The sequence below is a fragment of the Streptomyces sp. NPDC020597 genome (assembly GCF_044335095.1).
Classification (GTDB): Bacteria; Actinomycetota; Actinomycetes; order Streptomycetales; family Streptomycetaceae; genus Streptomyces.
This window is the reverse complement of sequence record NZ_JBIRUL010000001.1, coordinates 774,252-795,970: the sequence shown is the minus strand read 5'-3', so window position 1 is coordinate 795,970 and position 21,719 is coordinate 774,252. Positions and strand designations below refer to the sequence as shown.

The 21,719-nt window shown below is 72.6% G+C and carries 19 protein-coding genes; 11 read left to right on the top strand and 8 right to left on the bottom strand.

Annotated elements, in window-relative coordinates; genetic code table 11:
* Window positions 1-155 precede the first annotated feature (155 nt).
* Both meaB and ACH4ZA_RS03695 read right to left on the bottom strand, forming a co-directional pair.
* A complete protein-coding gene (meaB, locus tag ACH4ZA_RS03700) occupies window positions 156-1,112 on the bottom strand; it encodes a methylmalonyl Co-A mutase-associated GTPase MeaB (protein ID WP_306949229.1) in 957 nt (318 codons plus the stop codon).
* A gap of 58 nt (window positions 1,113-1,170) precedes the next feature.
* Entirely contained in the window at window positions 1,171-2,382 is a 1,212-nt protein-coding gene (locus ACH4ZA_RS03695; RefSeq protein WP_319282253.1) for an acetyl-CoA C-acetyltransferase, read from the bottom strand.
* 151 nt (window positions 2,383-2,533) lie between these two features.
* On the opposite strand from ACH4ZA_RS03695, the gene mce reads away from it, so the two are divergent.
* From mce to ACH4ZA_RS03660, 7 genes are all read left to right on the top strand, one after another.
* Window positions 2,534-2,974: a methylmalonyl-CoA epimerase gene (mce, locus tag ACH4ZA_RS03690; RefSeq protein ID WP_398427792.1), complete on the top strand. Its 441-nt coding sequence runs from the start codon at window positions 2,534-2,536 to the stop codon at window positions 2,972-2,974.
* A 231-nt stretch (window positions 2,975-3,205) separates the two neighbouring features.
* Window positions 3,206-7,087 carry a polarized growth protein Scy gene (gene scy, locus ACH4ZA_RS03685; protein ID WP_398427790.1) on the top strand — a complete coding sequence of 1,294 codons (3,882 nt, stop codon included), beginning with the start codon at window positions 3,206-3,208 and terminating at the stop codon, window positions 7,085-7,087.
* Window positions 7,088-7,270: 183 nt separating this feature from the next.
* A complete protein-coding gene (locus tag ACH4ZA_RS03680) occupies window positions 7,271-8,209 on the top strand; it encodes a hypothetical protein (protein ID WP_057583994.1) in 939 nt (312 codons plus the stop codon).
* Window positions 8,210-8,303: 94 nt separating this feature from the next.
* On the top strand, window positions 8,304-9,296 hold the full coding sequence (locus tag ACH4ZA_RS03675; RefSeq protein WP_319282262.1) for an ABC transporter ATP-binding protein: 993 nt from the start codon (window positions 8,304-8,306) through the stop codon (window positions 9,294-9,296).
* A gap of 2 nt (window positions 9,297-9,298) precedes the next feature.
* Window positions 9,299-10,069: an ABC transporter permease gene (locus ACH4ZA_RS03670; RefSeq protein WP_319282267.1), complete on the top strand. Its 771-nt coding sequence runs from the start codon at window positions 9,299-9,301 to the stop codon at window positions 10,067-10,069.
* 110 nt (window positions 10,070-10,179) lie between these two features.
* Complete coding sequence (locus tag ACH4ZA_RS03665) at window positions 10,180-11,511, top strand: ABC transporter ATP-binding protein (protein ID WP_398427787.1); 1,332 nt, start codon at window positions 10,180-10,182, stop codon at window positions 11,509-11,511.
* Window positions 11,508-12,389, top strand: coding sequence for an ABC transporter permease subunit (locus ACH4ZA_RS03660; RefSeq protein WP_319281429.1), 882 nt, complete (start codon window positions 11,508-11,510; stop codon window positions 12,387-12,389). The genes ACH4ZA_RS03665 and ACH4ZA_RS03660 overlap by 4 nt, the downstream gene beginning before the upstream one ends.
* Before the next feature lie 47 nt (window positions 12,390-12,436).
* Here the strand turns inward: ACH4ZA_RS03660 and ACH4ZA_RS03655 are convergent, their stop codons facing one another.
* Window positions 12,437-12,769, bottom strand: a complete 333-nt coding sequence (locus tag ACH4ZA_RS03655) for an ATP/GTP-binding protein (RefSeq protein WP_319281428.1) — start codon at window positions 12,767-12,769, stop codon at window positions 12,437-12,439.
* 220 nt (window positions 12,770-12,989) lie between these two features.
* Between ACH4ZA_RS03655 and ACH4ZA_RS03650 the strand changes: the two genes are divergently transcribed.
* Window positions 12,990-14,018 (top strand): LLM class flavin-dependent oxidoreductase, encoded by a 1,029-nt coding sequence (locus ACH4ZA_RS03650; protein ID WP_319281427.1) that lies wholly within the window; start codon window positions 12,990-12,992, stop codon window positions 14,016-14,018.
* 96 nt (window positions 14,019-14,114) lie between these two features.
* Here ACH4ZA_RS03650 and ACH4ZA_RS03645 read toward each other — a convergent pair whose 3' ends face one another.
* Window positions 14,115-14,507, bottom strand: a complete 393-nt coding sequence (locus ACH4ZA_RS03645; protein ID WP_306949240.1) for an SCO5389 family protein — start codon at window positions 14,505-14,507, stop codon at window positions 14,115-14,117.
* Window positions 14,508-14,820: 313 nt separating this feature from the next.
* Between ACH4ZA_RS03645 and nucS the strand changes: the two genes are divergently transcribed.
* Complete coding sequence (gene nucS / locus ACH4ZA_RS03640) at window positions 14,821-15,501, top strand: endonuclease NucS (RefSeq protein WP_319281426.1); 681 nt, start codon at window positions 14,821-14,823, stop codon at window positions 15,499-15,501.
* A 124-nt stretch (window positions 15,502-15,625) separates the two neighbouring features.
* On the opposite strand, the gene ACH4ZA_RS03635 is transcribed toward nucS, so the two are convergent.
* Entirely contained in the window at window positions 15,626-18,196 is a 2,571-nt protein-coding gene (locus tag ACH4ZA_RS03635) for an ATP-binding protein (protein WP_398427785.1), read from the bottom strand.
* Between the two features lie 249 nt (window positions 18,197-18,445).
* Entirely contained in the window at window positions 18,446-18,769 is a 324-nt protein-coding gene (locus ACH4ZA_RS03630; RefSeq protein ID WP_057584016.1) for an STAS domain-containing protein, read from the bottom strand.
* A gap of 469 nt (window positions 18,770-19,238) precedes the next feature.
* On the opposite strand from ACH4ZA_RS03630, the gene ACH4ZA_RS03625 reads away from it, so the two are divergent.
* Window positions 19,239-19,811 carry a cob(I)yrinic acid a,c-diamide adenosyltransferase gene (locus ACH4ZA_RS03625; protein ID WP_319281424.1) on the top strand — a complete coding sequence of 191 codons (573 nt, stop codon included), beginning with the start codon at window positions 19,239-19,241 and terminating at the stop codon, window positions 19,809-19,811.
* Here the strand turns inward: ACH4ZA_RS03625 and ACH4ZA_RS03620 are convergent.
* Entirely contained in the window at window positions 19,808-20,377 is a 570-nt protein-coding gene (locus ACH4ZA_RS03620) for a hypothetical protein (RefSeq protein WP_319281423.1), read from the bottom strand. The genes ACH4ZA_RS03625 and ACH4ZA_RS03620 overlap by 4 nt on opposite strands.
* Window positions 20,374-20,532: a hypothetical protein gene (locus ACH4ZA_RS03615; protein ID WP_319281422.1), complete on the bottom strand. Its 159-nt coding sequence runs from the start codon at window positions 20,530-20,532 to the stop codon at window positions 20,374-20,376. Before ACH4ZA_RS03615 ends, ACH4ZA_RS03620 begins: the two co-directional genes overlap by 4 nt.
* Here ACH4ZA_RS03615 and ACH4ZA_RS03610 point away from each other — a divergent pair.
* Entirely contained in the window at window positions 20,531-21,706 is a 1,176-nt protein-coding gene (locus tag ACH4ZA_RS03610; RefSeq protein ID WP_398427783.1) for a sensor histidine kinase, read from the top strand. The genes ACH4ZA_RS03615 and ACH4ZA_RS03610 overlap by 2 nt on opposite strands.
* Window positions 21,707-21,719: the final 13 nt, after the last annotated feature.

Here is a 21,719-nt window from a genome sequence, read left to right as displayed (position 1 = left end):
GAACGCCGGATCGCCGCGACCGGTGCGGCCTGCTGCCGCTCACCGATCACGGACCTGGGCGGTCCCTATGCCAAGAGGAGAAACACGAGAACGAACGTACCAGCGCCCCTGCGCGCCCCGCACGCCGTTTTCCCGAGGCGTGCCCCCGGCCCGGCTCAGCCCTCCGTCAGCCCCGCCACGAGTTCGTCGGCGGCCCGGTAGGGGTCGAGCTCGCCGGTGACGATGCGGTCCGCCAGGCTGCTCAGCCGGCGGTCGCCGTGGAGGTCGCCGATGCGTTCACGCAGGGCCGTGACGGCGATCGTCTCGACCTCGCGGGCGGCGCGGGCGCGGCGGCGCTCGGCGAGGACGCCGTGCTCCTCCATCCACGCCCGGTGCTTCTCCAGCGCCTCGACGACCTCGTCGACGCCTTCGGAGCGCGCCGCCACGGTCTTCACGATCGGCGGCCGCCAGTCCCCGGGGCCGCGGGCCTCGCCGAGGCCGAGCATGTGGTTCAGTTCGCGGGCGGTGGCGTCGGCACCGTCCCGGTCGGCCTTGTTGACGACGTAGACGTCGCCGATCTCCAAGATGCCCGCCTTGGCCGCCTGGATGCCGTCGCCCATCCCCGGGGCCAGCAGCACCACGCTGGTGTCCGCCTGGGAGGCGATCTCGACCTCCGACTGGCCGACGCCGACCGTCTCGACCAGGATCACGTCGCAGCCGGCCGCGTCCAGCACCCGGATCGCCTGCGGCGCCGACCAGGCGAGGCCGCCGAGGTGGCCGCGGGTGGCCATGGAGCGGATGTAGACGCCGGGGTCGGAGGCGTGGTCGGACATCCGGACCCGGTCGCCGAGCAGCGCGCCCCCGGAGAACGGGGACGACGGGTCGACGGCCAGCACGCCGACCCGCCTGCCCTGCCTGCGGTAGGCGGTGACCAGCGCGGATGTCGAGGTGGACTTGCCCACGCCCGGCGACCCCGTCAGCCCGACCACGTACGCGTTGCCGGTGAGCGGCGCCAGGGCCGCCATGACCTCCCTGAGCTGCGGGGACGCCCCCTCCACGAGGGAGATCAGCCGGGCCACGGCCCGGGGGCGGCCTTCCCTGGCCTGGGCGACCAGCGAGGAGACGTCCTGCATCACAGCTCCGTTCAGATCCGTTCAGTTGCGTTCAGCGAGTGACGTCGCGCGACGCGACTCAGGCCTTGGGCACCCGCACGATCAGCGCGTCGCCCTGCCCGCCGCCGCCGCACAGCGCCGCCGCGCCGACGCCGCCGCCGCGCCGCTTGAGCTCCAGCGCCAGGTGCAGCACCAGCCGCGCGCCGGACATGCCGATCGGGTGGCCGAGGGCGATGGCGCCACCGTTGACGTTCACCTTTTCCGTGGACACGCCGAGGTCCTTCATTGACTGCACCGCGACGGCCGCGAAGGCCTCGTTGATCTCGACGAGGTCGAGGTCGGAGACCTCCAGGCCCTCCTTCTTCAGGGCGTGGGCGATGGCGTTGGAGGGCTGGGACTGCAGCGAGTTGTCCGGCCCGGCCACGTTGCCGTGGGCGCCGATCTCCGCGATCCACTCCAGGCCGAGCTCCTGCGCCTTGGCCTTGCTCATCACGACCACGGCCGCCGCGCCGTCGGAGATCTGCGACGACGAGCCCGCGGTGATCGTGCCGTCCTTGGCGAAGGCCGGGCGGAGCCTGCCGAGGGACTCCGCGGTCGTCTCGGCGCGGATGCCCTCGTCCTTGCTGAAGACGACGGGCTCGCCCTTGCGCTGCGGGATCTCGACCGGGGTGATCTCCGCCTCGAAGACGCCGTTCTTCTGGGCGGCGGCCGCGCGCTGGTGGGACAGGGCGGCGATTTCGTCCTGCTCCGCGCGGGCGATGCCGAGGCGGGTGTTGTGCTTCTCGGTGGACTCGCCCATGGCGATGTTCTCGAAGGCGTCGGTCAGACCGTCGTGCGCCATCGCGTCGAGCATCTCGATCGCCCCGTACTTGAAGCCCTCGCGGGACTTCGGCAGCAGGTGCGGGGCGTTGGTCATGGACTCCTGGCCGCCGGCCACGACGACGTCGAACTCGCCCGCGCGGATCAGCTGGTCCGCGAGCGCGATCGCGTCCAGACCCGAGAGACACACCTTGTTGATCGTGAGCGCCGGCACGTTCATCGGGATGCCGGCCTTGACCGCGGCCTGGCGGGCCGGGATCTGGCCCGCGCCTGCCTGCAGCACCTGGCCCATGATCACGTACTGCACCTGGTCGCCGCCGATGCCCGCGCGGTCGAGGGCGGCCTTGATCGCGAAGCCGCCGAGATCGGCTCCGGAGAAGGACTTGAGGGAGCCCAGCAGTCGTCCCATGGGCGTACGCGCGCCCGCGACGATCACCGAGGTCGTGCCGTTGGAGCCAGTCGAGTCAGTCATGAGCTGCGATTCCCCTTACCGGCCCGCACAGGCCGAGGAGTGAACGAGGGTTTACTTCGAATGTACTGAGTGGCACTCCGTGCCGTCATCGGGCCGTCAGTGTGATCGCGCGCACGTTGCGTAACCACCTCGACCGCGCTGCACTAGCACCATGCTGACGCGAATCGACCACATCGGGATCGCCTGCCACGACCTCGACGCGACCGTCGAGTTCTACCGTTCCACATACGGCTTCGAGGTGTTCCACTCCGAGGTCAACGAGGAGCAGGGCGTGCGCGAGGCCATGCTCAAGATCAACGAAACCTCCGACGGCGGCGCCTCCTACCTGCAGCTTCTGGAGCCGACCCGCCCCGACTCGACCGTCGCCAAGTGGCTGGACAAGAACGGCGAGGGTGTCCACCACATCGCTTTCGGTACGTCGGATGTCGACGGCGAGGCCGCGGACATCCGCTCCAAGGGCGTACGCGTTCTGTACGAAGAGCCCCGACGCGGCTCCATGGGGTCACGAATCACCTTCCTGCACCCGAAGGATTGCCACGGAGTGCTGACAGAACTGGTCACATCGGCCCCTGTTGAGTCACCTGAGCACTGACCCCCGTACATATGGGCCGGTAGGGTTGGGCTCGGTCGCCGCTCACACCGGGGCGACCCGGTCCTGCCGTGAGCGGCGGGACGCAGCCGGGGTCCGGGTTTCGGGGGACGAGCGTCGGGGCAGCAGCCCATGCTCCGTCGTTGATCTGACACCATTCCCCGGGGGCCCCGTCCGGCGGATGGACGGAGCTCGTTCGGGAAGCTTGCGACCAGGGACGGATGGGACCGCGCAGTGCGGGGCTATGAGAGCCAGGAGCGGGAGCCGGCGGCTGACGTCGACCACCTGACTCGGTTCGAAGCCGAGATGAAGCGGCTGAAGACCGAGCGGGAAAAGGCGATCCAGCATGCCGAGGACCTCGGCTACCAGGTCGAGGTGCTGCGCGCCAAGTTGCACGAGGCGCGGCGCACCATCATGTCCCGGCCCGCCTTCGACGGCGGCGACCTCGGCTACCAGGCCGAGCAGTTGCTGCGCAACGCGCAGATGCAGGCCGACCAGCTGCGGCAGGACGCCGAGCGGGAGCTGAGCCAGGCCCGGGCGCAGACCCAGCGGATCCTCCAGGAGCACGCCGAGCAGGCGGCCCGCCTCCAGGCGGAGCTCCACCAGGAGGCCGTCACCCGTCGCCAGCAGCTCGACCAGGAACTGGCCGAGCGCCGGCAGAACGTCGAGTCTCACGTCAACGAGAACGTGGCGTGGGCCGAACAGCTGCGCGCCCGCACCGAGGCGCAGGCCCGCCGGCTGCTCGACGAGTCGCGGGCCGAGGCCGAGCAGGCCCTGACGGCCGCCCGCGCCGAGGCCGAACGGGTGGCGACGGAGGCCCGGCAGCGGCTCCAGGCCGACGCCGAGTCGGCCCGCGCCGAGGCCGAGCAGCTGCTGCTGCGGGCCCGCACCGACGCCGAGCGGCTGCTGAACGCCGCGTCCACGCAGGCCCAGGAGGCCAGCGACCACGCGGAACAGCTGCGCACCTCCACCGTCACCGAGTCCGACGCCGCCCGCCGCCAGGCCGGCGAGCTCAGCCGCGCCGCCGAGCAGCGCATGTCCGAGGCCGAGGAGGCGCTGCGCAAGGCGCAGGCCGAGGCCGACAAGGTGCTCGCCGAGGCCAAGGAAGCCGCGTCGAAGACGCTCGCGGGCGCCGAGTCGGCCAACGAGCAGCGCACCCGCACCGCGAAGGAGCAGGTCGCCCGGCTGGTCAGCGAGGCCACCAAGGAGGCCGAGACCACCAAGGCGGACGCCGAGCAGCTCGTCGCCGACGCCCGCGCCGAGGCCGAGAAGATCGTCGCGGAGGCCTCCGAGAAGGCCCGCACGCTCACCGCCGAGGAAAGCGCGACCCAGCTGTCGAAGGCGGCGAAGACCGCCGAGGACGTCCTCGTCAAGGCCCAGGAGGACGCCCAGCGCACCACCAGGGCCGCCGCCGAGGAGGCTGAGCGGATCCGCCGCGAGGCGGAGAGCGAGGCGGACCGGCTGCGCGCCGAGGCGCACGACATCGCCGAGCAGCTCAAGGGCTCGGCGAAGGACGACACCAAGGAGTACCGCGCCAAGACGGTCGAACTGCAGGAGGAGGCCCGTCGTCTGCGCGGCGAGGCCGAGCAGCTGCGCGCCGACGCCGTCGCCGAGGGCGAGAAGATCCGCGCGGAGGCCCGCAAGGAGGCCGTCCAGCAGATCGAGGAGGCGGCCAGGACCGCCGAGGAGCTGCTGTCCAAGGCGAAGGCCGACGCGGACGAGCTGCGGCAGAAGGCCACCGCGGACAGTGAGAAGGTGCGCACCGAGGCCATCGAGCGCGCCACGGCGCTGCGCCGGCAGGCCGCCGAGACGCTGGAGCGCACCCGCGCGGAGGCCGAGCGCTCCCGCGAGGAGGCGGTGGAGCTCGCCGAGACCATCACCTCGAACGCCGAGCGGGCCGCGCGCGAGCTGCGCGAGGAGACCGAGCGCGCCATAGAGGCCCGGCGGACGGAGGCGGCCGAGGAGCTGTCCCGGCTGCAGACGGAGACGGAGAGCCGGCTGGCCTCCGCCGAGCAGGCCCTCACCGACGCCCGTGAGGAGGCCGCGCGGATCCGCCGCGAGGCCGTCGAGGAGACCGAGCGGCTGCGCTCCGAGGCCGCCGAGCGGATCCGTGGCCTTCAGCAGCAGGCCGACGCGGAGGCCGAGCGGCTGCGCAACGAGGCCGCCGCCGACGCGTCCGCCTCGCGCGCCGAGGGCGAGGCCGTCGCCGTCCGGCTGCGTTCCGACGCCGCCGCCGAGGCCGAACGGCTCAAGACCGAGGCCCAGGACACCGCCGACCGGGTCCGCGCGGAGGCGCAGGCCGCGGCCGAGCGGCTGGCCGACGAGGCGTCCGAGACGCTGGCCGCCGCCCAGGAGGAGGCCGTCCGGCGTCGGCGCGAGGCCGAGGAGTTGCTCGGCTCCGCCCGCCAGGAGGCCGGCCAGGAGCGCGAGCGGGCCCGCGAGCAGAGCGAGGAGCTGCTGGCCTCGGCGCGCAAGCGCGTGGAGGAGGCGCAGACCGAGGCCGTCCGGCTGGTCGAGGAGGCGGACCGGCGGGCCACCGAGATGGTGTCGGCGGCCGAGCAGCACGCGCAGCAGGTGCGCGACTCCGTGGCCGGGCTGCACGAGCAGGCGCAGGAGGAGATCACCGGGCTGCGCTCGGCCGCCGAGCACGCGGCGGACCGGGTCCGGCGCGAGGCCGAGGAGGAGGCGGACCGGGTCCGCGGCGACGCCTACGCCGAGCGGGAGCGGGCCGCCGAGGACGCGAGCCGGGTCCGGCGGGAGGCGAGCGAGGCGGCGCAGGCGGCGCAGGCGCTGGCCGAGCAGACCGTCGGCGAGGCCATCACGGAGGCGGAACGGCTGCGCTCGGAGGCGTCCGCGCACGCCCAGCGGGTGCGCACCGAGTCGTCGGACACCATCGCCCAGGCCGAGCAGGACGCGTCGCGCACCCGCGCCGACGCCCGCGACGACGCCAACCGCATCCGCTCGGACGCGGCGACGCAGGCCGACACCCTCATCACCGAGGCCCGCAACGAGGCGGAGCGGCTCCAGACGGAGACCATCGCCGAGGCCGAGCGGCTGCAGACGGAGACCATCGCGGAGGCCGAGCGGCTGCGCGCCGAGTCGGTCGCCAAGGCGGAGAAGCTGATCTCGGACGCGTCGGGGGACGCGGAGCGGCTGCGCGCCGAGGCCGCCGAGACCGTGGGGTCCGCGCAGCAGCACGCCGAGCGGGTTCGGGCCGAGGCGGAGCGCGTCAGGACGGAGGCGGCCGCGGAGGCCGACCGTCTGATGAGCGTGGCCCGCGAGGAGGCCGACTCGACGCTGGACGAGGCCCGCAAGGAGGCCAACAAGCGGCGCTCCGAGGCGGCCGAGCAGGTCGACACCCTCATCACGGAGACCGCGGCCGAGGCGGACAAGCTGCTCGCCGAGGCGCAGACGCAGGCGCAGAAGACCACCGCGGACGCGGAGGCGCAGGCCGACTCGATGGTCGGCGCGGCCCGCAGCGAGGCCGACCGGCTGGTCTCCGAGGCGACGGTGGAGGGCAACTCCCGGGTGGAGAAGGCCCGTACGGACGCGGACGAGCTGCTCATCGGCGCCCGGCGCGACGCGACGGCCATAAGGGAGCGGGCCGAGGAGCTGCGCGACCGCATCACCAGCGAGATCGAGGCGCTGCACGAGCGGGCCCGCCGCGAGGCCGCCGAGACGATGAAGTCGACCGGCGACCGCTGTGACGCGCTCATCAAGGCGGCCGAGGAGCAGCTCGCGAAGGCGCAGGCCAAGGCGAGGGAGCTGGTGTCGGACGCCAACTCCGAGGCCGGCAAGGTGCGCATCGCCGCCGTGAAGAAGGCGGAAGGGCTCCTCAAGGAGGCCGAGCAGAAGAAGTCGGCGCTGGTGCGGGAGGCCGAGGAGCTCAAGGCCGAGGCGATCCGCGAGGCGCGGCGCACCGTCGAGGAGGGCAAGCGGGAGCTGGAGGTCCTGGTGCGCCGGCGTGAGGACATCAACGCCGAGATCTCCCGGGTCCAGGACGTGCTGGAGGCACTGGAGTCCTTCGAGGCGCCGGCCGGGAGCAAGGACGGGGGCGTCAAGGCGGGCGCCGCCATCGGCGCTCCCCGATCGGGTGGGAAGCCCTCGGACGGCTAGCGGAATGTGTGGATTGGGTTAAAGTCTGGCGCGTTTGACCGGACCTTTGGCAAGGGCTGTGCCGCTCAGCCACCCAAAAGGGGTGTCATTCTCCAGATCAAACACGCATACGCTCGATGACACACCGCTCAGGCCCCTAGGATTCCACCTATCACCTCACCGGTCTCATTCGACAGGAACCCCATGAGCGACACTTCCCCCTACGGCTTCGAGCTTGTGCGGCGTGGGTACGACCGCGCTCAGGTGGACGAACGCATCTCGAAGCTCGTCTCCGACCGTGACAGCGCTCTGGCTCGTATCACTGCTCTGGAAAAGCGCATCGAGGAGCTCCACCTCGAGACGCAGAACGCCCAGGCCCAGGTAAGCGACGCGGAGCCGTCGTACGCCGGTCTCGGCGCGCGTGTCGAGAAGATCCTCCGCCTCGCCGAGGAAGAGGCCAAGGACCTGCGCGAGGAGGCCCGTCGCGCGGCCGAGCAGCACCGGGAGCTCGCCGAGTCGGCCGCCCAGCAGGTGCGCAACGACGCGGAATCGTTCGCTGCGGAGCGCAAGGCCAAGGCGGAGGACGAGGGCGTCCGGATCGTCGAGAAGGCCAAGAGCGACGCGTCGCAGCTGCGTTCCGAGGCGCAGAAGGACGCGCAGTCGAAGCGTGAGGAGGCGGACGCCCTCTTCGAGGAGACCCGCGCGAAGGCCGCGCAGGCCGCCGCCGACTTCGAGACCAACCTGGCCAAGCGCCGCGAGCAGTCGGAGCGCGACCTGGCGTCCCGTCAGCAGAAGGCGGAGAAGCGTCTCGCGGAGATCGAGCACCGCGCGGAGCAGCTGCGTCTGGAGGCGGAGAAGCTGCGGACCGACGCCGAGCGTCGTGCCCGTCAGACCGTCGAGACGGCGCAGCGCCAGGCCGAGGACATCGTGGCCGACGCGAACGCCAAGGCGGACCGGATCCGTTCCGAGTCCGAGCGCGAGCTGGCGGCGCTCACCAACCGCCGCGACAGCATCAACGCCCAGCTGACGAACGTCCGCGAGATGCTCGCCACGCTGACCGGCGCGGCCGTGGCCGCGGCCGGTGCGCCCTCCACGGACGACGAGCCGATCTCGCGCGGGGTCCCGGCACAGCAGTCCCGGTAACGTCCGGAGGTACGGGGAACGGACGTCGGAACACCGGTCGAGCCCTCTGCCGCTTCAGGTGGCAGGGGGCTTTGCCGCGCTTTAGCGTGGCCGCATGATCGAGCTGTCGGGACTGACCAAGCGGTACGGCGACACGGTGGCGGTGAACAACCTCAGTTTCACCGTCAGACCGGGCATCGTCACGGGCTTCCTCGGTCCCAACGGCGCGGGGAAGTCCACCACCATGCGGATGATGCTCGGTCTCGACCGGCCGACCGCGGGGGACGTCCGCATCGACGGGCAGCACTACGACCGGCTCAAGGACCCCCTCACCCGCATCGGCGCCCTGCTGGACGCCAAGGCCATGCACGGCGGGCGCAGCGCCTTCAACCATCTGCTGTGTCTCGCGCAGAGCAACGGCATCCCGCGGAGCCGGGTGCACGAGGTGCTGGACACGGTCGGTCTCACGTCCGTGGCGCGGAAGAAGGCCAAGGGGTTCTCGCTCGGCATGGGCCAGCGGCTGGGCATCGCGGGCGCGCTGCTCGGGGACCCCGGGATCCTGATGTTCGACGAGCCGGTCAACGGCCTCGACCCCGAGGGCATCCACTGGATCCGCACCCTGATGAAATCGCTGGCCTCGCAGGGGCGGACGGTGTTCGTCTCCTCCCACCTGATGAGCGAGATGGCGCTCACCGCGGACCATCTCGTCGTCATCGGGCAGGGCCGGCTGCTCGCCGACACCTCCATGGCCGACTTCATCGCGCAGAACTCGCGCAGTTACGTCCGTGTCCGCACCCCGCAGCGGGAGCGGCTGCTCGATGTGCTGCACGACGCCGGGACGACGGTCGTCGAGACCGGCGGCGGGGTGCTGGAGGTCGACGACGGAAAGCCCGAGCACATCGGCGAGCTGGCGGCGCGGCACCAGATCGTGCTGCATGAGCTGAGCCCCCAGCGGGCCTCCCTGGAGGAGGCCTTCATGCAGCTCACCGCTGAGTCGGTGGAGTACCACGCGCACACGGACGTGCCGATGGACATGCCCCTGGACGTGCCGGCGGGTGCGCCCGCCGTAGCGCGGCAGCAGTGGGGCGACGACTGGACGAGGAGCTGACGATGGCGGCGACCCAGGTCATCCGGTCCGAATGGACCAAGATCCGGTCGGTTGCGTCCACGGTGTGGACACTCTCCCTCGCCGTGGTGGTCACCGTCGCCCTCGGCGTGCTGATCTCGGCGCTGTCGAACCACGAGTTCGACAACATGAGCCGAGGCGACCGGCTCTCCTTCGACCCCACCTTCGTCAGCTTCGCGGGGATGACCCTGGGTCAGCTCGCGATGATCGTGTTCGGCGTGCTGGTGGTGTCGAACGAGTACAGCACGGGCATGATCCGCACCTCGCTGGCCGCGGTTCCGCAGCGCGGCACCTTCCTGTTCAGCAAGATCGCGGTGGCCGCCGGGCTGTCGCTGGCCGTGGGGATGGTGACCAGCTTCGTCACCTTCTTCCTGGGGCAGGCCATGCTGGGCTCCCACCGGGCGTCGCTCGAGGACAGCGGGGTCCTGCGGGCGGTGATCGGCGGCGGTCTGTACATGACGCTCATCGCCGTCTTCTCGATGGGCGTGGCCACGATGCTGCGCTCGCCGATGCTGTCGCTCGGCATCCTGATGCCGTTCTTCTTCCTGATCTCCAACATCCTGGGCAACGTCTCCGCCACGAAGAAGATCGGCCGGTATCTGCCCGACCAGGCGGGCAGCAGGGTGATGCAGGTGGTCACACGGATCGGCGACGACACCCCGTACGGGCCCTGGGGCGGGCTGGCGATCATGGCACTGTGGACCCTGGCGGCGCTCGCCGGCGGCTTTCTCCTGCTGAAGAAACGCGACGCATAACGCTCTGGGCTTTGCTTTCATTTGAGCGGAACCGTCAGCGCCCCGATAGTCTCCTAACCCTTACGGGGGCGTATGCCCTGCTGTCCTGATCCTTTCGATGGGTGCGGAGCATGATCGAAGCAGTCGGCCTGACCAAGCGCTACGGCGACAAGACCGCTGTGTACAACCTTTCCTTCCAGGTCCGTCCTGGCGCGGTCACGGGCTTCCTCGGACCGAACGGCTCGGGCAAGTCCACGACCATGCGCATGATCCTGGGACTGGACAACCCGACGGCCGGCTCGGTGACGATCGGCGGCTACCCGTACCGCCGGCTGCCCAACGCCGCCCGCCAGGTGGGCGCCCTGCTGGACGCCAAGGCGGTGCACGGCGGCCGGCACGCCCGCAACCATCTGCTGAGCCTGGCCCAGCTGTCCGGCATCCCGGCCCGGCGGGTCGACGAGGTGCTCGGCGTGGTCGGCCTCCAGGACGTGGCCCGCAAGCGGTCCAAGGGCTTCTCCCTGGGCATGGGCCAGCGGCTGGGCATCGCGGCCGCCCTGCTCGGCGACCCCCAGGTGCTGCTCTTCGACGAGCCGGTCAACGGCCTCGACCCCGAGGGCATCCTCTGGGTGCGCAACCTGATGAAGGCGCTGGCCGCCGAGGGCCGCACGGTGTTCGTCTCGTCCCATCTGATGAGCGAGATGGCGCTGACGGCCGATCACCTGATCGTCATCGGGCGCGGCCAGCTGCTCTCCGACATGAGCGTGAAGGACTTCATCTCGGCCAATTCCGCCGACTTCGCGCGTGTGCGCACCCCGCACACCGAACCGCAGCTGCGGGAGAAGCTGGCCTCGGCGCTCACCGAGGCGGGCGGCCACGTCCTGCCCGAGCAGGACGGGGCGCTGCGGGTGACGGGGCTGCCGTTGCCCCGGATCAGCGACGTCGCTTACGAAAGCGACGTCCGGCTGTGGGAGCTGTCCCCGCACCAGGCCTCCCTGGAGGAGGCGTACATGCGGATGACGCAGGGCGCCGTGGACTACCGGTCGACCATCGACCAGAAGGCCGGCCTCCAGCAGCAGCTGCCGCCCGGCGCGCAGCCGCCGATGCCGGTGCCGGGACAGGGCCAGCCGGGCTGGTACGCCCCGCCGCCCCCGCAAGCGGGCTACGCGCCCGGCCAGCCGGCCCCGGCGCCTCTGGCGGCCCCCTACGGGGCGTACGGCGCTCCGGGAGCGCCCGGCGCGGCTCCCGGCCCCGGCCCGAGCGTCGCCAACCCGTATGCGCAGCCGCCCGCACAGGCCCCGGCCGCAGAGGCCCCGACCGGTCCGCCGGCGCCCGCGCCCGCCACGCCGTCCGCTCCGGCCGCGGCGCCCGCCGCTCCGGCCGCGGCTCCGGCGCCCGCAGCCGCGCCGGCGCCCGCGCCCGCCTCCGCCCCCGACGCCCCGACCGAGTCCGAGGACGCCCGATGAGCACCCCGCAGCACCCGTCGCCGCAGGCCGCACCCGCCTGGCAGCCGGCGCCCGGCGCCTCGTACACCGCGGCCGGCGCCGTCTACACCTCGCCCATCCCGGTGGTACGCACGCACCTCGGGCACGCCATCGCCTCGGAGTGGACCAAGATCCGGTCGGTGCGCTCCACGATGTGGACTCTCGGCGTGTACGTGCTGCTCGTGATCGGCATCGGGCTGCTGGCCGGTGCGATCGTCGCCTCGAACGCCACCGAGCAGGATCTCGCGGGCAACACCGCGCTGTCGTTCGGCTTCTTCGGACTGCTTCTGGGCAGCATGTGCGTCATCACGCTCGGCGTGCTGACCACCGCCTCCGAGTACGGCACCGGCATGATCCGCACCACCATGGTGGCCTGCCCCTCGCGCGGCAGGGTCCTCGCGGCGAAGGCGATCGTGTTCTTCGTCGTCGCCTTCACGGTGACGCTCGTGTCCACGGGCCTCGTGGCGATGGCGCACGTGGCGATGCTGTCCGGGGCCCGCTCGCCGAGCGGCGAGGAGTGGCTGAAGGCCACCGTGGGCGTGTCCCTCTACATGGCCCTGCTCGGTCTGGTCTCGCTGGCCGTCGGCTCGATCATCCGGCACTCGGCGGGCGCCATCACCATCATGATCGGTCTGCTGCTGGCCCCGCTGGTCATCGCGATCTTCATGTTCTCGTCCTCGTTGGAGGACCTGCGCCAGGCCCTCTTCGAGTACTCGATCCCCAGTCAGCTCGGCGTCTTCTACGCGGCTTCGCTCAGCGACAGCGGGCCGAGCGGCTGGGACCCGCTGTGGATCGCGCTGGGCATGGCCGCCGTCGTGCTCGGCGCGGCCTTCGCGCTGCTGGAGAAGCGGGACGTGTAGCGCGCCGCGTAGAACGCCGCGTCTCCAGGCACGGGAAGGACCCGGGTTCAGAACCTGGGTGCGTTACGGGACCGCTGCATCCCCGGGGTGCGGCGGTCCCGTGCGTTCCAGCACGCCTTGTGCCAGTGGCGCCGGTCGTCGACGCCCGCGTGGTCCGGCCAGGCCACCACGTGCGGGACGCCGCCGGGGATCAACTGGTCGCAGCCGGGGCACCGGTACGTCTTGCCCTGGGCGCTCGCCCCGGCCACGTGCCGTACGCTCCACTGCTCGCCGTGCCAGTCCTGCGCCGACTCCCATCCGCCGTAGCGGCTCGCGCGGTCGTCCTCGGCGCTCCGGCCCGACGAGCCCTCATCCTTGGGTCGGTTGCGACGCGGGGACACAGGACACCTCACGGGGCTATACAGGGGGCAGGGCCGTTCTCCAGCGTACGCGGCGCGAGCCCGGGCACCCGTGGGGCGACGGTCCCGCAGCCCCCTTCCCGGACCCCGCATTCGGCAGACAATCCGCAAATCTCTCCGCCAGGCCGTGTCCTCGGCACGTGTCGGACGGTTATGCCGGGTGGGGGAGCTCCGTGTCGGAGCCAAGGAAGCAGGAAAGTCCATGCGCGTTGGAAGTTTTGTGTTGGGGGCCCAGTTCCCGGGCCAGGGTCAGGGCGAGGCCCTGCACCGCGCGGTCCGCTCGGCCGAGGTCGCCGAGGAGGCGGGGCTCGACTCGGTCTGGCTGGCCGAGCACCACTTCGTGCCGTACGGCACATGCCCGTCGGCCGTCACGCTCGCCGCTCTGCTGCTGGGCCGCACCCGCCGCATCCGGGTGGGCACGGCGGTCAGCGTACTGCCCACCGTCCATCCCGTGACGCTCGGCGAGCAGGCCGCGCTGCTGCACGTGACCAGCGGCGGCCGGTTCTCCCTGGGCGTGGGCCGCGGCGGGCCGTGGGTCGACCTCGAGGTGTTCGGCTCCGGCCTGGAGGCGTACGAGAAGGGGTTCCCGGAATCACTCGATCTGCTGGTGCGCTGGCTGCGTGAACCCTCGGTGGGGGCCGACGGCGAGCGCTTCCGGTTCCGTGAAGTCCCCGTCGTGCCCCGGCCGTCGGAGGCCCTGACGGAGGCGACGGGGCCGGAGGTCGTCGTCGCCTGCACCTCCCCGGCGAGCGTGCGGCTGGCCGCCGAACGCGGCCTGCCGATGCTGCTCGGCATGCACGTCGGGGACGAGGAGAAGGCCGAGATGGTCGCCCAGTGGCGGCGATCGGCCCGTGCGGCGGGGCGCCCGGAGGACGAGATCCGCGGCGCGGCGCATGTCTCGGCGGGCGTCTGCCAGATCGCGGACCGGCGCACGGACGCGGTGGAGACCCTGGTGAAGGCCATGCCGGGCTGGCTGAAGCAGGGACTCGACGCCCATGTCACGGTGGACGGACGGCCCCGCTCCATGCGGGACCCGGTGGCGTACACCGAACTGCTCTGCGGGCTGCACCCGGTGGGCACCCCGAGGCTCTGCGCCGACCGCCTCGCGGCCACCAGCGAGCGGACGGGCATCTCGCGCTTCGCCCTGCTCGTCGAGGGCTCCGGCGACCTGGCGGCCACCGAGGACAACGTACGGCGGCTGGGCTCGGAGGTGCTCCCCCACCTCCGGTGAGCGGCCCAGCCGGCCGCGGAGCCTGCCGCTCCCGTGATGCTCCCGTGGCGCCGGAGACCTCCCGCGTCAGGAGCGGCAAGCGACATCGTCTTGCCGTCAGCAGTCCCGGAACTCCGGGGACTGGTTGAGCACCTGGCTGCGGATCGAGGTGAAGCGGTCGAGCTTCTCGTCGACAGCCGAGTCCAACGGGAACACCGCCACCCGGTGGCAGTTCTGGAAGGCGAGCCGCACGCCGAAGTGCCGCTGCAGCGCGCCGCGTATGGCGTCACTCGCGAGCGCGCGCAGCAGCTGCCCGCGTGCCTGCTCGTCCGGCGGGGGCGTCTGGTTGTCGGCGAAGTCTCCGCCGTCCACCTTCAGCTGGGCCACCAGGGAGCTGACCATCTCCCATGCGTAGGGCAGGGAGGTCCGGACGCAGTCGACGAATTCTGCTTCGTCGACCTCGCCTCGCTCGGCCTGATCGAGTAGGGCCGGTGAGACGTCGAGCGACATGGGTACTCCTCTCGCACCCCCGAGAAGGACGAGGGTTGACGGACAGGGAAAGGGAGTCCGCCATGCCGAAATACCGCACACGCTGAGTACACGCATCGCGACCTCCCGTTCACTACGGTAGGCAACGGACGGTGACCGCACCAGGAGAATGAGCACATAGGGAACCCCTGTTGGGCACACAATCGGCCACGGTCGAACAGCGGCTTTCCTGATCAAAAGGGGCGGGGCCCAAGGGTCGCCCGGTGCGTGCGTGGCCCGGAGACGGGGCGGGCGGATCGCGGGCACCGCGGGGCGTCGGATAGCGTTGCCGACCATGCGTCTCGTCATCGCCCGGTGCTCCGTCGACTACGCCGGCCGGCTCACCGCCCACCTCCCCTCCGCCCCCCGTCTGATCCTGGTGAAGGCGGACGGCAGCGTCTCCATCCACGCGGACGACCGGGCGTACAAGCCCCTCAACTGGATGTCGCCGCCCTGCACGCTGAAGGAGGACGCGGGGGACTCCGACGGTGTCGCGGGCGTCTGGACCGTCGTCAACAAGGGCGGTGAGAAGCTCATCATCACGATGGAGGAGATCCTCCACGACTCGTCGCACGAACTGGGCGTCGATCCCGGCCTGATCAAGGACGGCGTGGAAGCGCACCTGCAGGAACTGCTCGCGGACCGCATCGAGACCCTCGGCGAGGGCTACACCCTCATCCGCCGCGAGTACATGACGGCCATCGGTCCCGTCGACATCCTGTGCCGGGACGCGGACGGGCAGACCGTCGCGGTGGAGATCAAGCGACGCGGTGAGATCGACGGCGTCGAGCAACTCACCCGCTACCTCGAGCTGTTGAACCGCGACCCGCATCTCGCCCCGGTCCGCGGCGTGTTCGCCGCCCAGGAGATCAAGCCCCAGGCCCGCGTCCTCGCCACGGACCGCGGCATCGGCTGCACGGTCCTCGACTACAACGCCATGCGCGGCATCGAGGACGACAAGCTGCGACTGTTCTGACATCCGGTACGACGCCCGTCCGGCGTCCGTACGGCCTCCGTACGAGATCCGTACGGCGACCAGGGCCGGGTTCCCGATGAGGAACCCGGCCCTGTCGTGTGCCCGGGGCCGGTGGCCCTTCGGCTCAGATCACGTCCGGCGAGGTCGCCGCCGAGCCGGAGGGACCGGAGAGCCCGGAGGAGGAGCTCATCGTGCTGCCGACGGGCGCGGAGGACATGGAGTTGCCGCCCGAGGTCGACGTGCCGCCGCTGGGGGTGCCCGTGGGCGTGCCGGGGTCTGACTGCGACGGCGACGGCGAGCCGGTGCCGCCGCTGGGGGACGCCGACGCCGAGGGCGAAGCCGGCCCGGACCGGGTCGGGCTGGACGACGGCCTGCCGCTCGGCTTGGGCGTGCCGGACGGCTTCCCGTCCCCGGGGTCCTGCGAACCGCTCGCCGACGCCGACGGTCCCGCCGACCCCGTGGGCGTCGGGTCGTCGGAGGTGCCCATGGTCCCGTCCGGGCCCGGGTCCGTCGGCCTGCCGGTCGGCTCGCCCGTGTCGGCGGAGCCGTCGTCGCCCGGGGTGTCCGCGCCGACCTCGCCGTCGTCGACGCCGACGGAGGCGGACGGGTTGACGCCGACCCGGTCGGAGGGATCGTCGGCGTCCTTGTGGGAGGTCGCGCCGAGCGTGACCACCGTGCCCAGCACGGCGATGAGCAGCGCGCCGGCGCCGACCCCGACCAGGTTGCGTCTGGCCAGGCTCCGCAGGCCGCCGCGACTGTGCCGGATCGGCCCCGCGGGCGGTTCGCGGCGGGCCACGAGGGTCTCGGCCTCCGGCGGGAAGCTCGGGAGCGCCGCCTGGACGACGCCGCGGGGCGGGGACGCCTGCTCCTCGTGGCGGGCGGGGTCGGGCGCCTCGTCGGCGGACGACGCGACGGGCAGCCCGGGCACGTCGCCGGTGCGGTCGGCGACCAGCGCGAGGGCGCGGCGGCCGGCGACGGTGCCGCGTTTGTCGGCGATCGTGCCGCGCAGGGCGAGCGACGCCTCCAGCTCGGAGCGGGCCCGGTCCAGGTCCCCGGTGCACAGCGCGAGGACGCCCAGCTCGTGGTGGAAGTAGGCGCGGTCCGCGGACTGCGCCGCGAGCCGGGCGGCCTCCGCGCCTTCGTGCAGAGCGCTCGACCAGGCGCTCCAGTGCAGCCCCGCGGCGAACGCGGGCGCCGCCGTGCGGGCGAGCCGGACGGCGGTGGGCTCCTCGCCCTCCTCGGGCCGGGTCGTGTCCGGGACCACCGCCGCGAGGGCGGCGAGGACGGCGTCGGCCTCCGCGCAGACCCGTTCCGGGGTGACCGAGGGGTGCCCCGTCCACCAGGCGTAGTGCTGGGCGGCGGCGTGGGCGCGGGTCGTGACGTCGTCGGCGTAACCGGCGGCCTCGAGCTGGGCCTGGACGCCCGCGGCGAGCCGGTAGCGGTTGCCCACCGGGGAGACGAGCCCGCAGCCCGCCAGCTCGCCGAGCGCCGCGTCGGCGTGGGTGTCGCCCACCAGGGCGGGCAGATGGGCCTGGTGCGGGACCTCGCCGTCGAGGGCGACGGCGAACCGCAGGGCGGCGCGGGCGGAGGCGCTGAGGCGGGCGGCGAGCAGCGGGGCGGGCGCGGCGGCCTCGCCGAGGGAGGGCAGGGATATCTCCTCGGCCTCCCCCGCCCCGGCGACGGCGTCGACGGGGGTGGGGAGAGTCCGGGCGTCCTCGAAGACGCCGAACGCGTCGACCGCGTCGGCGCTGGCCCGCAGCCGGTCGCGCTGCGCGAGCAGGGCGCCGGCCTGCACGAACCGCAGCGGCAGGCCCTCGGACTCGAACCAGAGGTCGCCCGCCCAGTTGGCCTCCTCCTCGGTGAGGACCCGGGCGACGGCGCGCTCGATGACCTCGACGCCGCCCGCCCGGTCGAGACCGCTGAGGACGACCTCCTCGACGGCGGAGTCCGCGGTGGGCGGCGGGGTGTCCGGGGTCGCGCCGAGCAGGAAGGCGCATTCGGGCGTCGCGTCCAGCAGGTCGTCGAGGGCGGCGCCGCCGAGTTCGAGGTCGTCGACCACCACGACCGCGCCGATCTCGCGGACCAGCTCGCGCAGCTCGTCCTCGTCGGGGTGGTGCTGCGGGGCGTCGTAGACGGCGTGGAAGAGATCGCGCAGCAGGTCGGCGGCGGTGCGCAGACGGCCGCTGAGGCGGACGACACCGTCGGGGGCGAGGTCCTCGCAGTCCTCGGCGACCAGGTCGAGAAGGCTGGTGCGGCCGGAGCCGGGCGCGCCGGTGAGACGGACGGAGCGGCCGCGGGCGAGGAGCCGGACCAGCTGTTCGCGTTCGTCCTGACGGCCGAGGAGCGGCCGCACGGGCGGGGCGTTCCCAGCGGGAGCGGCCGGCCGGGCGGCGCGCTCGGCCTCGGCGCGCCGCTCGGGCGTGCGCCTCGCGGGCCGCTCGGCCCGCTCTCCCCCAGGCGGCCGCAGCTCGATCTCGCTGCCGTCGACGGGGTTGACGGTGAGCAGGTGGTCGCCGGCGACCAGGCGCACCGTACGGGCCAGGGCCGGCGCGGGCTGGCCGAAGTCGGGCGTGAGGGGGTCCCTGGACGGGCGCGGGCGCGACGTCTGGCCGGGCCCGGAGTCGAAGGCGCTGGACCGGGAGGCCTCTCCCTCGTCGTGGCCGTGCTCCTCGGGTCCCCGGGTGTTCGGGTCCATGGGTCAAGCCCCCCAAAAGCGTCGTGTGGCGGTAGCCCCTCCCGGCCTGGCCGCACACTGGGCTGTCGCTTCTGGTCCGGTGCCCGCTCGAGGGCTGCGGGCGGCGGGCAGACGAACCGTAAACCTTCGCACAGTATCTACGACAGCCCGGGGTGCCCGGCCGCCCGATGCGTCACAGTCTCGTGAGGATTGCGCCCGTCGCGCGTGCCCTGTCACACGGTTCCCACCGCAGGCCACACGCCCTGTGCGTCACACGCGGGGCAGGGACTCCACGCCGATGCCGCCCTCGATCGCGAGGATCCGGTGCAGGCGGGTGGCCACCAGCAGGCGTTGCATCTGCGGCGGCACGCCGCGCAGCACCAGGCGCCGGCCGCAGCGGCCGGCCCTTCGGTGGACGCCCATGATGACGCCGAGTCCGGTGGCGTCCCACGAGTCGAGTCCGGACAGGTCGAGCACCAGGTCGCCGACTCCGTCGTCGACTGCCGTGTGCAGGGCCGTACGGGCGTCCGCCGCGCTGCGGACGTCGAGGCGGCCCCCGACGACCAGCTCGACGTGGTCGCCCTTGATGTGCATAGCGCTCCCCTAAGCGTGCGTCTCGTGCTCCGCGGTGTGGTGTCCGGTGTTGCATGCTCTGACTGCGCGAAGCGGTCAGAGGTTGCCGTCTGTGAGCGAACCGATACCCAATTCACCCGCAAGGGTGAGGCTCCTGGGACCTGTGCGGTTCCGGTGCCTGTACAGCCCTGCCCGCTCACGCGTCCGATGTCACCGGCGTCAACCATCCGGCGCAGCCGCCCCGGTCGCCTGTCCGTCTGCCTCTCGGCCGGAGATTAGCGGTCGTGAGGCGCTGCGTGACCGCTTAGTAACGCGTCTCACGTCTCACGGCGTGAGACGCCGGTCACGTCGTCAAATCCTGTCCGATTCACGCCGATTGGACCCGTCCTGAGCAGGCGTCGGCGCCCGGCCGGGGGCCGCCGGTCCGGCCGTCCGCGGACCGTGACGAAGGGAACGGAGCGGATGCCCGGGGACGGTCTAGATTGGCGGCATGGTCAATCTGACGCGCATCTACACCAGGACCGGCGACCAGGGCACCACGAACCTCGGCGACATGAGCCGGGTCGCCAAGACCGACCTCAGGATCGCCGCGTACGCGGACGCCAACGAGGCGAACGCGGCGATCGGCACGGCGATCGCGCTCGGCGGCCTGGACGAGGAGGTCGCCGAGGTCCTCGTCCGCGTCCAGAACGACCTGTTCGACGTGGGCGCCGACCTGTCGACGCCGGTCACGGAGAACCCCGAGTTCCCGCCCCTGAGGGTCGAGCAGTTCTACATCGACCGGCTGGAGGCGGACTGCGACCGCTTCAACGCGCAGTTGGAGAAGCTGCGGTCGTTCATCCTGCCCGGTGGCGCCCCGGGCGCGGCCCTGCTGCATCAGGCGTGCACGGTGGTCCGGCGTGCCGAGCGCTCCACATGGGCCGCCCTGGAGGCGCACGGCGAGCGGATGAACCCGCTCACCGCGACCTACCTCAACCGGCTGTCGGACCTGTTGTTCATCCTCGCCCGCACCGCCAACAAGGCGACCGGGGACGTGCTGTGGGTGCCGGGCGGGGAGCGCTAGTCCATCTTGGCCGGTTCCCGCTTCGGGCCGCCCTTCGGTTCCCGCTTCGGGAAGAGGGTGTAGCTCGCGGCGATGACGACGTTGACGCCGACGACGAACACCATCCGCTGCTGCCATGCCCGCAGCGAGCCGGTCTCCCCGTCGGCGCCGACGTACCGTACGGCCGCCTCGAGCAGGGCGGCGGCGACCAGGGCGGCGAGGGTCCAGCGGCCCGCGACCTTCCATTCGTGTACGGCGCGGGCCGTGCCGTACTTCGGCGGTCCCACCGGCGGCGGGCCGCCCGCGAAGCGGTGGGCGACACGGGCGTCGGCCCACTTGATCGTGGAGTGGCCGAGGCCGACGGTGAAGCCGATGTAGACGGCGGCGAGGCCGTGCCGCCAGTCCGGCTCGGCGCCGTTCTTGAGGTCGGTCGCGGTCACCGCGAACAGCACGACCTCCAGCAGCGGCTCGCACAGCAGCAGGGCGAGGCCCAGCCGCGGCATCCGGAACACGTACCGGAAGGCCAGCCCGGCGGCCAGCAGCACCCAGAAGGCCACCTCGCAGGCGATGATCAGCGTGACGATCACGGTCCGCTCCTCTCGTTCGCCGTCCCAGCCTCCCTGCGCCCGTGCCCGCCCGCGTCGTCGTCGACGACGAACCGCCGGTACATCGAAAGATGCAGTTCGGGACCGTTCGCGAGGAGCAGGCGCACGGGTCGCGGGGCGTGTTGGATGGAGGGCATGCCCGTACGCCGATCGCCCCGCCCGCACCGGTTCGACGTCCGCATCGCGGCCGGCGGACTGCTCGGCGGACTGCTGCTCGTCGTCGCCGGCCTGGGCACCCGGCCGTCCAGCGACCCGATCACACTGTTCGACGGCCCCTGGGCCGTCCTGCCGCCGCTGCTGGTGACGGCGGGCTGCGAGCTGATGCGCCGCACGGCCCCGCGCGCGGCCCTGCTCACGGCCACGGCCGCGGTCTGCGCGGATCTGGTGACCCAGGGCAACCTGTCCACCGTCCTGATGTTCACCGACGTCATGTACGCGGCCGTCCTGTACGGTCCGCTCGCCTCCGCCCGCCGTATCCAGTGGATCACCGGGCTGCTCACGGTGGTGGGGACGCTGGTGCCGTTCGCGGTGTGGCGGGTGCCGGAGGCGCTGCTGATCGGCGTGGTCGTGGGCGTCGTCGCGTACGGGCCCGCCGCCACCGGCTGGATCGTGCGCGACCATCGTGACGCCGCCGAGGCCGCGCGGCTGCGGGCCGAGCAGACCGCGCTGCTCGCCGAGGCGGACCGGGCGCAGGCGGTCACGGCCGAGCGGGCTCGCATGGCGCGGGAGTTGCACGACATGGTCGCCAACCATCTGTCGGCGATCGCCATCCACTCGACGGCCGCGCTCTCCATCGACGACCCGGACACGTCCCGGCAGGCGCTGTCCGTCATCCGCGAGAACAGCGTCGAGGGGCTGGCGGAGATGCGGCGGCTGATCGGGATCCTGCGCGACGACGGCGGGGACTGCGAGCCGGCCGTCGCCCCCACCCTCGAAGGCCTGCGTTCCCTGGTCGACGGCGCCCGCGCCAACGGCCTCGACGTCACCCTCGACGCCGACCACGGCGAAGTCCCCACCCCCGTCGGACTCGCCGCCTACCGCATCGTCCAGGAGTCGCTGACCAATGCGCTGAAGCACGCGTGCCCCGGCCGGGTCACCGTCGGCCTCGTGCAGCGCGACGGCGCACTCGACCTGCGGGTCGGCAGTCCGTTCGGCCGCCGGGACGGGCCCCGCGCCCCCGGCTCCGGGGCCGGACTCGTCGGGATGCGGGAGCGGGCCGCGCTGCTCGGCGGCACGTTCGCCGCCGGGCCGCAGGGCTCGCGCTGGACCGTGCACGCCGTGCTGCCCCTCGCCGGGGGAGAGCCCGCATGAGCAAGGAGAGTCC